Origin of the sequence: Pseudomonas sp. CCI1.1, assembly GCF_034348165.1 — a bacterium.
GTDB classification, from domain to species: Bacteria; Pseudomonadota; Gammaproteobacteria; order Pseudomonadales; family Pseudomonadaceae; genus Aquipseudomonas; species Aquipseudomonas paracarnis.
Map to the genome: position 1 here is coordinate 3,969,568 of NZ_CP133780.1, position 12,880 is coordinate 3,982,447.

Here is a 12,880-nt window from a genome sequence, read left to right on the forward strand (position 1 = left end):
GACAATTAACTCCTTGCCTAAAGGACTGAATCAGCCTTGTTTTTTGGATACAGTTTCAGCGATGTGCGCCGGAGCTGTGTTGTATTTTTTGAATTCCATAGAGTAGCTTGCGCGACCCTGGGACATGGAACGAACGTCGGTCGCATAACCGAACATCTCGCCCAACGGAACCTCGGCGCGAATCACTTTGCCGGAAACCGTGTCTTCCATACCCAAGATCATGCCGCGACGACGGTTAAGGTCGCCCATGACATCACCCATATAGTCTTCAGGTGTAACAACTTCTACCGCCATGATTGGCTCAAGCAACTCACCACCGCCCTTCTGGGCCAGTTGCTTGGTTGCCATGGAAGCAGCCACCTTAAACGCCATCTCGTTGGAGTCGACGTCGTGGTAAGAACCGTCAAAAACGGTTGCTTTCAGGCCGATCAGCGGATAGCCGGCAACAACACCGTTCTTCATCTGCTCTTCGATACCCTTCTGGATAGCAGGGATGTATTCCTTAGGAACAACACCACCTACTACTTCGTTCACGAATTGCAGACCTTCCTGACCTTCGTCAGCAGGAGCAAAACGGATCCAGCAGTGACCGAACTGACCACGACCGCCGGACTGACGAACGAACTTGCCTTCGATTTCACAGTTCTTCGTGATGCGCTCACGATAGGAAACCTGAGGCTTACCGATGTTGGCTTCGACGTTGAACTCACGGCGCATCCGGTCAACCAGGATGTCCAGGTGCAGCTCGCCCATGCCGGAGATGATCGTTTGACCAGTCTCTTCATCAGTCTTGACGCGGAAAGATGGATCTTCCTGAGCAAGCTTGCCCAGAGCGATACCCATTTTTTCCTGGTCATCCTTGGTTTTAGGCTCTACGGCAACCGAAATAACCGGCTCCGGGAAGTCCATGCGAACCAGGATGATTGGCTTGGCAGCGTCGCACAAAGTCTCACCAGTGGTGACGTCCTTCATGCCGATCAGGGCCGCGATGTCACCAGCGCGTACTTCCTTGATCTCTTCACGGGCGTTTGCGTGCATTTGCACCATACGACCCACGCGCTCTTTCTTGCCTTTAACCGAGTTGATCACGCCGTCGCCGGAGGCCAACACGCCCGAGTAAACGCGGACGAAGGTCAAAGTACCCACGAATGGGTCGGTAGCGATCTTGAACGCCAGAGCCGAGAACGGCTCGTTGTCATCGGCGTGACGCTCCATTTCTTCTTCCTCGTTATCAGGGTTGGAACCCTTGATAGCAGGAATGTCGGTTGGAGCAGGCAGGTAGTCGATAACGGCGTCGAGAACCAGGGGAACACCCTTGTTCTTGAACGAGGAACCGCAAACAGCCAAGACGATCTCACCAGCGATAGTACGCTGACGCAGAGCGGCCTTGATTTCCACGTTGGTGAGTTCTTCACCTTCGAGGTATTTGTTCATCAGCTCTTCGCTGGCTTCGGCAGCAGCCTCAACCATGTTGTTGCGCCACTCGTCAGCCAGTTCCTGAAGTTCTTCAGGGATAGGCTTACGAACAGGAACCATACCTTTGTCGGAATCATTCCAGTAAACAGCTTCCATGTTGATCAGATCGATCTGACCCTGGAAGTTGTCTTCGGAACCGATAGCCAACTGGATAGGCACCGGAGTGTGACCCAGACGCTGCTTGATCTGACCGATCACGCGCAGGAAGTTGGCACCAGCACGGTCCATCTTGTTTACATAAACAAGACGTGGAACACCGTACTTGTTGGCTTGACGCCATACGGTTTCCGACTGAGGCTCAACACCCGAGGTGCCGCAGAACACAACGACAGCGCCGTCGAGTACGCGCAGGGAACGTTCAACTTCAATGGTGAAGTCTACGTGGCCCGGGGTATCGATTACGTTGAAGCGATGCTCATCTTTGTACTGCTTCTCGGAACCCTTCCAGAAGGCGGTAATAGCAGCAGAAGTAATGGTAATACCACGCTCCTGCTCCTGAACCATCCAGTCTGTGGTCGCGGCGCCGTCATGCACCTCGCCCATTTTGTGACTTTTGCCGGTGTAAAACAGTACGCGCTCGGTGGTGGTGGTTTTACCAGCATCCACGTGAGCGACGATACCGATGTTACGGTAGCGGCTAATCGGAGTAGTACGAGCCATAAAGCCCTCGCAAAATTAGTGAAGCTAAAATTAGAAGCGGTAGTGCGAGAAAGCTTTGTTGGCTTCAGCCATACGGTGCACGTCTTCACGCTTCTTAACAGCAGCACCTTTACCTTCAGCAGCGTCCAACAGTTCGCCGGCCAAACGCAGAGCCATAGACTTCTCGCCGCGCTTACGGGCGAAGTCTACCAACCAGCGCATTGCCAGAGCGTTACGACGGGACGGGCGAACTTCAACCGGAACCTGGTAAGTAGCACCGCCTACACGGCGCGACTTCACTTCGACCAGCGGAGCGATGGCGTCGAGAGCTTTCTCGAAGATTTCCAGGGGGTCGCTGTTCTTGCGTTCTTTAACCTTTTCCAGCGCGCCATAAACGATACGCTCGGCAACGGCTTTCTTGCCGCTTTCCATTACGTGGTTCATGAACTTGGCCAGGATTTGGCTTCCGTATTTTGGATCGTCAAGCACTTCGCGCTTGGCTGCTACGCGTCTTCTTGGCATGGATAAGCCCTCAAACGGTCTTCAGGTTCGCTCGGAATCGGTGCCCTTTCGGGACGCCTCCGACCTTACTCTTATCGACTCAGAAAATAAGATGATTCAGGTTTACAAAAAGCCGCTACTACTTAGGCTTCTTGGTACCGTACTTCGAACGACCCTGGTTACGACCTTTAACGCCGGAAGTATCCAAGGAACCGCGTACGGTGTGATAACGAACACCTGGCAAGTCTTTTACACGACCGCCGCGGATCAGTACCACGCTGTGCTCTTGCAGGTTGTGGCCTTCACCGCCGATGTACGAGGAAACCTCGAAACCGTTGGTCAGACGCACACGGCATACTTTACGCAGTGCCGAGTTAGGTTTTTTCGGCGTGGTGGTATACACACGGGTGCATACGCCACGACGTTGCGGGCAGTTCTGCAGCGCAGGTACGTCGGATTTCTCGACGATACGCTTACGCGGCTGACGTACCAGCTGGTTGATAGTTGCCATCTACTAGCTCCACTGTTGTCTTGCGACGCTATTGTCTTGCAAGAAAAGCAAAATGGCAGGAACGAATTCCCGCCAAATTTAGGGGTACAAGAGTCTAAAGAGGATCTTGTCCCCAGTCAAGGCAAGGCCCCGACCTCCCCTCGCGTCGAACCGGGGCAAAAATGCCTCGATCCGACGAACGGGAGTGCCAGGGCCCAGACTCATCTATCGCAGAACTCAGTTACCGCTTGAGTTCAGCGCTTCGGTCAGTGCAGCTTCCACTTCACTGGCGCTTACGCGCAGCGGCTTGTCAGCATCACGGCGACGCTTACGCTCGCTGTGGTAAGCCAAACCGGTACCTGCCGGGATCAGACGACCCACGACTACGTTTTCTTTCAGGCCGCGCAGGTAATCGCGCTTGCCGGTTACCGCTGCTTCGGTCAGTACGCGAGTGGTCTCCTGGAAGGAGGCCGCCGAGATGAACGACTCAGTGGACAACGACGCCTTGGTGATACCCAGCAGCACGCGAGTGAACTTGGAGACAAATTTCTCTTCGTTCGCCAGGCGCTCGTTTTCTACCAGTACGTGAGTCAGTTCCATCTGGTCGCCCTTGATGAAACTGGAATCGCCGGATTCAGCGATTTCAACTTTACGCAGCATCTGACGCAGGATGGTCTCGATGTGCTTGTCGTTGATCTTCACGCCTTGCAGACGGTAAACGTCCTGGATCTCGTTAACGATGTACTTGGCCAGCGCACTCACACCCAGCAGACGCAGGATGTCGTGTGGATCGCTCGGACCGTCGGAGATAACTTCGCCGCGGTTTACCTGTTCGCCTTCGAACACGTTCAGGTGACGCCACTTCGGAATCAGCTCTTCATACGGATCGCTACCGTCGTTCGGGGTAATGACCAGACGGCGCTTGCCCTTGGTCTCTTTACCGAACGCGATGGTGCCGCTGACTTCAGCCAGAATCGACGCTTCTTTCGGACGACGAGCTTCGAACAAGTCGGCAACACGCGGCAGACCACCGGTGATGTCACGGGTCTTCGAAGTTTCTTGCGGGATACGCGCGATAACATCACCGATCGCGATCTTCGCACCATCCGCTACACCGACCAGGGCGTTGGCTGGCAGGAAGTACTGAGCGATTACGTCAGTGCCTGGCAGCAACAGGTCCTTGCCGTTGTCGTCGACCATCTTCACGGCAGGACGGATGTCTTTGCCGGCAGCTGGACGATCTTTGGCGTCGAGTACTTCAATGTTGGTCATACCGGTCAATTCGTCAGTCTGACGCTTGATCGTGATGCCTTCTTCCATGCCCACGTAGGTCACGGTACCTTTCATTTCGGTAACGATTGGGTGAGTGTGCGGATCCCACTTGGCCACGATTGCGCCAGCGTCGACCTTGTCACCTTCTTTAACCGAAATCACAGCACCGTACGGCAGCTTGTAACGCTCACGCTCACGACCGTAGTCATCAGCGATGGCCAGCTCACCGGAACGGGACACAGCAACCAGGTGACCATCCACTCGCTCAACGTGCTTGAGGTTATGCAGGCGGACGGTACCGCCATTCTTCACCTGAACGCTGTCGGCTGCGGAGGTCCGGCTTGCCGCACCACCGATGTGGAACGTACGCATGGTCAGCTGGGTACCCGGCTCACCGATGGACTGGGCAGCGATAACGCCGACCGCTTCACCGATGTTCACCTGGTGACCACGAGCCAAGTCACGGCCATAGCACTTGGCGCAGATGCCGTAGCGGGTTTCGCAGCTGATCGGCGAGCGAACGATCACTTCGTCGATGCTGTTGAGTTCGATGAACTCGACCCACTTCTCGTCAACCAGGGTGCCGGCAGGAACGATAACTTCCTCGGTACCTGGCTTGAATACGTCACGGGCAATAACACGACCCAATACGCGCTCACCCAGCGGCTCTACAACGTCACCGCCTTCAATGTGCGGCGTCATCAGCAGGCCGTGCTCGGTGCCGCAATCGATCTCGGTTACAACCAGATCTTGTGCAACGTCTACCAGACGACGAGTCAGGTAACCGGAGTTAGCGGTTTTCAACGCGGTATCCGCAAGACCCTTACGAGCACCGTGAGTGGAGATGAAGTACTGAAGTACGCTCAAACCTTCACGGAAGTTCGCAGTGATCGGCGTTTCGATGATGGAACCGTCCGGCTTGGCCATCAGGCCACGCATACCGGCGAGCTGACGGATCTGCGCAGCAGAACCCCGTGCGCCCGAGTCGGCCATCATGTACATCGAGTTGAAAGACTCTTGATCGACTTCGACGCCATGACGGTCGATGACTTTCTCTTTCGAGAGGTTGGCCATCATCGCCTTGGACACTTCGTCGTTGGCCTTGGACCAAAGGTCGATCACTTTGTTGTACTTCTCGCCCTGGGTTACCAGGCCGGAGGCGTACTGGCTCTCGATCTCTTTCACTTCGTCAGTGGCAGCACTGATGATGCGGGCTTTTTCATCCGGGATAACGAAGTCGTTAACGCCGATGGAAACGCCGGAGATAGTCGAGTAAGCGAAACCTGTGTACATCAACTGGTCAGCGAAGATAACGGTCTCTTTCAAACCAACCACGCGGTAGCACTGGTTGATCAGCTTGGAGATCGCCTTTTTCTTCATCGGCAGGTTGACGACGTCGTACGACAGACCTTTTGGCACAACCTGGTACAACAGCGCACGGCCGACAGTGGTGTCGACGATACGGGTGTTGCTCACGCTGCCGCCGTCACGGTCGTTGACGGTTTCGTGGATCCGCACCTTGACCTTGGCGTGCAGTGCGGCTTCGCCGGCACGGAACACACGGTCAACTTCCTGCAGGTCAGCAAACACACGACCTTCGCCTTTGGCGTTGATCGCTTCACGAGTCATGTAGTACAGACCCAATACAACGTCCTGCGACGGAACGATGATTGGCTCACCGTTGGCTGGCGACAGAATGTTGTTGGTCGACATCATCAACGCACGCGCTTCCAACTGGGCTTCCAGTGTCAGCGGTACGTGCACGGCCATTTGGTCGCCGTCGAAGTCGGCGTTGTACGCGGCACAGACCAGAGGATGCAGCTGGATAGCCTTACCTTCGATCAGTACTGGTTCAAACGCCTGGATACCCAGACGGTGAAGGGTCGGTGCACGGTTGAGGAGAACCGGGTGTTCGCGAATCACTTCGGCGAGAACGTCCCAAACTTCGGGCAGTTCGCGCTCGACCATTTTCTTGGCCGCTTTGATGGTGGTCGCCAGACCACGCATTTCCAGCTTGCCGAAGATGAATGGCTTGAACAGCTCAAGTGCCATCTTCTTGGGCAGACCGCACTGGTGCAGACGCAGGGTCGGGCCTACGGTAATTACCGAACGACCGGAGTAGTCAACACGCTTACCGAGCAAGTTCTGACGGAAACGACCTTGCTTACCCTTGATCATGTCAGCCAGGGATTTCAGAGGGCGCTTGTTGGAACCGGTGATAGCGCGACCACGACGACCGTTGTCGAGCAAGGCATCGACCGCTTCCTGCAACATACGCTTTTCGTTGCGCACGATGATGTCCGGAGCGGACAGATCAAGCAGGCGCTTCAAGCGGTTGTTACGGTTGATCACGCGGCGGTACAGGTCGTTGAGGTCGGACGTCGCGAAACGACCACCGTCCAACGGCACCAGCGGACGCAGGTCTGGCGGCAGAACCGGCAGAACGGTCAGCACCATCCACTCTGGCAAGTTGCCGGAACCCTGGAAGGCTTCCATCAACTTCAGACGCTTGGACAGTTTCTTGATCTTGGTTTCGGAGTTGGTTTGCGGAATTTCTTCGCGCAGACGACCAATCTCGTGTTCCAGGTCGATAGCGTGCAGCAGCTCGCGGACAGCTTCGGCACCCATGCGGGCATCGAAATCGTCACCGAACTCTTCCAGCGCTTCGAAGTACTGCTCGTCGTTCAGCAGCTGACCCTTTTCAAGGGTGGTCATGCCTGGATCGATAACGACATAGCTCTCGAAGTAGAGAACACGTTCGATATCACGCAGGGTCATGTCCATCAGCAAGCCGATACGGGACGGCAGCGATTTCAGGAACCAGATGTGGGCAACCGGCGAAGCCAGTTCGATGTGCGCCATGCGCTCACGACGAACCTTGGCCAGCGCAACTTCAACGCCGCACTTCTCGCAGATCACACCACGGTGCTTCAAGCGCTTGTACTTACCGCACAGGCACTCGTAATCCTTTACCGGGCCAAAGATCTTGGCGCAGAACAGGCCGTCACGCTCAGGCTTGAACGTACGGTAGTTGATGGTTTCCGGCTTTTTAACTTCACCGAACGACCACGAACGGATCATCTCAGGCGATGCCAATCCAATACGGATGGCGTCAAACTCTTCGACTTGACCCTGGTTTTTCAGCAAATTCAGTAGGTCTTTCAAGGCCTTTCCTCCTGGCGGAGCAGAGAGCGGGCCAAACGGCCACGCTCTCGATTCGCGTCACGTGTTATTCGGTTTCCAGATCGATATCGATGCCGAGGGAACGAATTTCTTTGATCAACACGTTGAAGGACTCGGGCATGCCCGGCTCCATACGGTGATCGCCGTCCACGATGTTTTTGTACATCTTGGTACGACCGTTCACATCGTCCGACTTCACTGTGAGCATTTCTTGCAGAGTGTATGCAGCACCGTATGCTTCCAGTGCCCAGACCTCCATCTCCCCGAAACGCTGACCACCGAACTGAGCCTTACCACCCAGCGGCTGCTGGGTAACCAGGCTGTACGAACCGGTAGAACGAGCGTGCATCTTGTCGTCTACCAAGTGGTTCAGCTTCAGCATGTACATGTAGCCAACAGTAACCGGGCGCTCAAACTTGTTGCCGGTACGGCCGTCGAACAGCTGCATCTGGCCGCTTTCCGGCAGGTCTGCCAGTTTCAGCATGGCCTTGATTTCGCTTTCCTTGGCACCGTCGAACACCGGGGTAGCCATTGGAACGCCGCCGCGCAGGTTCTTCGCCAGATCCAGGATTTCCTGGTCGGAGAAGGTGTCCAGCTCTTCGTTGCGACCGCCGATCTCGTTGTAGATCTCGTGCAGGAACTTGCGCAGGTCTGCGACCTTGCGCTGCTCTTCGATCATACGGTTGATCTTCTCGCCCAGACCTTTGGCCGCGAGGCCCAGGTGGGTTTCAAGGATCTGACCAACGTTCATACGCGAAGGTACGCCCAACGGGTTAAGGACGACGTCGACCGGGGTGCCATTGGCATCGTGCGGCATGTCTTCAACCGGCATGATCACGGAGACCACACCTTTGTTACCGTGACGACCGGCCATCTTGTCGCCCGGTTGGATGCGGCGACGGATTGCCAGGTAAACCTTGACGATTTTCAGCACGCCTGGAGCCAGGTCATCGCCCTGCTGCAGTTTGCGCTTCTTGTCTTCGAACTTGTCGTCCAGCAGACGGCGGCGATCAACGATATAGGCCTGGGCCTTCTCGAGCTGCTCGTTCAGAGCGTCTTCAGCCATGCGCAGTTTGAACCACTGGCCGTGCTCAAGACCGTCGAGAATTTCGTCGGTGATGTCCTGACCTTTCTTCAGACCTGCGCCGCCTTCAGCCTTGTGGCCTACCAGAGCGGAACGCAGACGTTCGAAGGTCGCGCCTTCAACGATACGGAACTCTTCGTTCAGGTCCTTGCGGATCTCGTCGAGCTGGGTCTTCTCGATGGACAGTGCACGAGCATCACGCTCAACGCCGTCACGGGTGAAGACCTGTACGTCGATGACAGTACCCTTGGTACCGGTAGGTACACGCAGGGAAGTGTCTTTAACGTCGCTGGCTTTTTCACCGAAGATGGCACGCAGCAGCTTCTCTTCCGGCGTCAGTTGGGTCTCGCCTTTCGGAGTGACCTTACCGACCAGGATGTCGCCAGCGCCAACTTCAGCACCTACGTAAACGATACCGGCTTCGTCCAGCTTGTTCAGTGCAGCTTCACCCACGTTCGGGATGTCTGCAGTGATTTCCTCTGGCCCAAGCTTGGTATCACGTGCCACACAGGTCAGTTCCTGGATGTGGATCGTGGTGAAGCGGTCTTCTTGAACCACACGCTCGGACAGGCAGATGGAGTCTTCGAAGTTGAAGCCGTTCCATGCCATGAACGCGATGCGCATGTTCTGACCCAGAGCCAGCTCACCCATGTCGGTGGACGGGCCGTCGGCCATGATGTCGCTACGCTGAACGCGATCACCCTTGCTCACCAGCGGACGCTGGTTGATGCAGGTGTTCTGGTTCGAGCGGGTGTATTTGGTCAGGTTGTAGATGTCGACACCGGCTTCGCCAGTTTCTACTTCGTCATCGGCAACACGAACCACGATACGGCTGGCATCAACGGAGTCGATCACGCCGCCACGACGAGCCACGACGCAAACGCCGGAGTCACGGGCTACGTTGCGCTCCATGCCGGTACCTACCAGCGGCTTGTCAGCACGCAGGGTCGGTACAGCTTGACGCTGCATGTTGGAACCCATCAACGCACGGTTGGCGTCATCGTGTTCCAGGAACGGGATCAGCGACGCTGCAACCGACACTACCTGCTTCGGAGAAACGTCCATCAAGGTGACGTCTTCCGGCGCCTTGACGGTGAACTCGTTCAAGTGACGAACAGCTACCAGCTCGTCGATCAGGACTTTCTTGTCGTTCATCGTGGCCGAAGCCTGAGCGATCACGTGATCAGCTTCTTCGATGGCGGACAGGAACACGATCTCGTCGGTGACCAGAGCGTCTTTCACCACACGGTACGGGCTTTCGAGGAAGCCGTACTGGTTGGTGCGCGCATAAGCGGCCAGGGAGTTGATCAGACCGATGTTCGGACCTTCCGGCGTTTCGATCGGGCAAACACGACCGTAGTGCGTCGGGTGTACGTCACGAACTTCAAAGCCTGCACGCTCACGGGTCAGACCGCCCGGGCCCAGTGCAGAAACACGGCGCTTGTGGGTGATCTCGGAGAGCGGGTTGTTCTGGTCCATGAACTGCGAAAGCTGGCTGGAACCGAAGAACTCTTTCACCGCCGCAGCCACTGGCTTGGCGTTGATCAGGTCTTGCGGCATCAGGCCTTCGCTTTCAGCCATCGACAGACGTTCTTTGACCGCACGCTCAACACGCACCAGGCCAACACGGAACTGGTTCTCGGCCATTTCGCCTACGCAGCGAACACGACGGTTACCCAAGTGGTCGATGTCATCGACGATGCCTTTGCCGTTACGGATGTCGACCAGGGTCTTCAGTACCGCAACGATGTCTTCCTTGCACAGCACGCCCGAACCTTCGATCTCGGTACGACCGATACGACGGTTGAACTTCATCCGGCCGACCGCAGACAGGTCATAGCGCTCAGGGCTGAAGAACAGGTTGTTGAACAGGGTTTCGGCAGCGTCTTTGGTTGGTGGCTCACCAGGACGCATCATGCGATAGATCTCGACCAGCGCTTCCAATTGGTTGCTGGTGGAGTCGATCTTCAGTGTGTCGGAGATGAACGGACCGCAGTCGATATCGTTGGTGTACAGGGTCTCGATGCGAACAACCTGGGCCTTGGCGATTTTGGCCAGGATCTCGGTGTTCAGCTCGGTGTTGCACTCAGCCAGGATTTCGCCTGTAGCCGGGTGAACGATGACCTTGGCGGTAGTGCGACCCAGAACGTAGTCCAGAGGCACTTCCAGCTCTTTGATACCGGCTTTTTCGATCTGGTTGATGTGGCGCGCAGTGATACGACGGCCAGCCTCAACGATGACCTTGCCTTTTTCATCCTGGATGTCCAGGACGGCAATTTCACCACGCAGACGCGAAGCGATCAGTTCCAGCTTGAGGGTTTCATCCTTCAGGCTGAATACGTTGGTGGTATAGAAAGCATCCAGCACTTGCTCAGTGGTGTAACCGAGCGCGCGCAGCAATACCGAGGCCGGCAGCTTGCGACGACGGTCGATACGCACGAACACGCAGTCTTTCGGGTCGAACTCGAAGTCCAACCACGAACCGCGGTACGGAATGATCCGCGCGGAGTACAGGAGTTTGCCGGAGCTGTGCGTCTTGCCGCGGTCGTGGTCGAAGAACACGCCCGGGGAACGGTGCAGCTGGGAAACGATTACACGCTCGGTACCGTTGATTACGAAGGTACCGTTTTCAGTCATCAGTGGGATTTCGCCCATGTAGACTTCTTGCTCTTTGATGTCCTTGATCGCTTTGTTCGACGATTCTTTGTCGAAAATGATCAGACGGACTTTTACCCGCAAAGGTACGGCGTACGTAACGCCACGCAACACGCATTCTTTGACATCAAATGCCGGTTCGCCCAGGCGATAACCGACGTACTCCAGCGCAGCATTGCCGGAGTAGCTGATGATCGGGAAAACGGATTTGAAGGCCGCATGCAGGCCCACGTCGCGGAACTGATCTTTGGTCGCTCCCGCCTGCAAGAATTCACGATACGAATCCAGCTGGATAGCCAGAAGGTACGGGACATCCATGACGTCCGGCAACTTGCTAAAGTCCTTGCGGATACGTTTTTTCTCAGTATATGAGTAAGCCATCAGCGTTCCCCAGCTTGGTCACCTGCTTGTTTGGCCCCTCCGACGGGAGCAGCCAGAAAATCTTGCAAACCCCATGGTTTGCACCACCGCTTCGGGTGGCTACAGCGCGTTAATGGCGGCGACCGAGTCGACAGCCAAGAACGGAAAAAGGCCGGTGGCAAGAGCCACCAGCCATCAGCCTTCAGCTTAACGCTTGGGCTGGAGACGCAAGGTCGATGCTTACTTCAGCTCGACTTTAGCGCCTGCTTCTTCCAGAGTAGCTTTGGCTTTGTCAGCGGCGTCTTTCGACACTGCTTCCAGAACCTGGGCAGGAGCGCCGTCAACTACAGCCTTGGCTTCTTTCAGGCCCAGACCGGTCAGTTCACGTACTGCCTTGATCACGTTTACTTTCTTCTCGCCAGCTTCCAGCAGCATGACGTTGAATTCGGTTTGCTCTTCAGCAGCGACAGCAGCAACAGCTGGGCCAGCGGAAGCAGCGGCAGCGGAAACGCCGAATTTTTCTTCGAAAGCTTTGATCAGCTCAACAACCTGCAGAACCGACATTTCAGCTACGGCGTTGAGGATATCGTCTTGGGAGATAGACATTGCTGTATTTCCTGAATTGGGGGACGGCCTACGCGGCCATCGAAATAAACAAAAATACGCGAGAGAATTTGCTCAGCCTTAGGCTGCGGCAGCTTCTTTTTGCTCGCGAACTGCAGCCAGAGTACGAGCCAGCTTGCTGGTAGCGCCTTGAATCACGCTCATCAGCTGCGAAATAGCTTCGTTACGGGTCGGCAGTGTTGCCAGTACGTCGATTTGGTTAGCTGCGAGGAACTTGCCCTCGAACGCAGCTGCCTTGATCTCGAACTTATCCTGACTCTTGGCGAATTCTTTGAACAAACGGGCAGCAGCGCCTGGATGATCTTTAGAGAACGCGATCAGAGTCGGGCCGGTGAACACGTCGTTGAGAACACTGTATTCAGTGTCAGCAACGGCGCGCTTGAGCAGGGTGTTACGTACAACACGTACGTATACGCCAGCTTCACGAGCCTCTTTACGGAGTCCGGTCATAGCGCCTACTGTCACACCACGGGCATCAGCCACGACAGCGGACAGAGCAGCTTTGGCAGCCTCGTTGACTTCAGCGACGATGGCCTTCTTGTCTTCGAGATTAATTGCCACGGGTTTAACTCCTGCTTGTTACCGTTTCATCTGGC

At 55.8% G+C, this 12,880-nt stretch carries 7 protein-coding genes; all 7 read right to left on the reverse strand.

Annotated elements, in window-relative coordinates:
- Positions 1–30: 30 nt before the first annotated feature.
- The 7 genes from fusA to rplJ all read right to left on the reverse strand — a co-directional run bounded on the left by fusA (position 31) and on the right by rplJ (position 12,845).
- On the reverse strand, positions 31–2,136 hold the full coding sequence (gene fusA, locus RHM69_RS18000) for an elongation factor G (protein ID WP_003194651.1): 2,106 nt from the start codon (positions 2,134–2,136) through the stop codon (positions 31–33).
- A 30-nt stretch (positions 2,137–2,166) separates the two neighbouring features.
- Positions 2,167–2,637: a 30S ribosomal protein S7 gene (rpsG, locus tag RHM69_RS18005; RefSeq protein WP_002555493.1), complete on the reverse strand. Its 471-nt coding sequence runs from the start codon at positions 2,635–2,637 to the stop codon at positions 2,167–2,169.
- 118 nt (positions 2,638–2,755) lie between these two features.
- Entirely contained in the window at positions 2,756–3,127 is a 372-nt protein-coding gene (gene rpsL, locus RHM69_RS18010; protein WP_002555494.1) for a 30S ribosomal protein S12, read from the reverse strand.
- Positions 3,128–3,343: 216 nt separating this feature from the next.
- On the reverse strand, positions 3,344–7,543 hold the full coding sequence (rpoC, locus tag RHM69_RS18015) for a DNA-directed RNA polymerase subunit beta' (RefSeq protein WP_019819137.1): 4,200 nt from the start codon (positions 7,541–7,543) through the stop codon (positions 3,344–3,346).
- 64 nt (positions 7,544–7,607) lie between these two features.
- Positions 7,608–11,681 (reverse strand): DNA-directed RNA polymerase subunit beta, encoded by a 4,074-nt coding sequence (gene rpoB, locus RHM69_RS18020; protein ID WP_019819139.1) that lies wholly within the window; start codon positions 11,679–11,681, stop codon positions 7,608–7,610.
- Between the two features lie 219 nt (positions 11,682–11,900).
- Entirely contained in the window at positions 11,901–12,266 is a 366-nt protein-coding gene (gene rplL, locus RHM69_RS18025; protein WP_003176432.1) for a 50S ribosomal protein L7/L12, read from the reverse strand.
- A 78-nt stretch (positions 12,267–12,344) separates the two neighbouring features.
- Positions 12,345–12,845, reverse strand: coding sequence for a 50S ribosomal protein L10 (gene rplJ, locus RHM69_RS18030; protein WP_003176433.1), 501 nt, complete (start codon positions 12,843–12,845; stop codon positions 12,345–12,347).
- Between the last annotated feature and the right edge of the window lie 35 nt (positions 12,846–12,880).

Excerpts from the sequence above, each read along its gene's own strand:
- fusA (WP_003194651.1), bottom strand. The coding sequence starts at position 2,136 with ATGGCTCGTACTACTCCGATTAGCCGCTACCGTAACATCGGTATCGTC.
- rpsG (WP_002555493.1), bottom strand. The coding sequence starts at position 2,637 with ATGCCAAGAAGACGCGTAGCAGCCAAGCGCGAAGTGCTTGACGATCCA.
- rpoB (WP_019819139.1), bottom strand. The coding sequence starts at position 11,681 with ATGGCTTACTCATATACTGAGAAAAAACGTATCCGCAAGGACTTTAGC.
- rpsL (WP_002555494.1), bottom strand. The coding sequence starts at position 3,127 with ATGGCAACTATCAACCAGCTGGTACGTCAGCCGCGTAAGCGTATCGTC.
- rplL (WP_003176432.1), bottom strand. The coding sequence starts at position 12,266 with ATGTCTATCTCCCAAGACGATATCCTCAACGCCGTAGCTGAAATGTCG.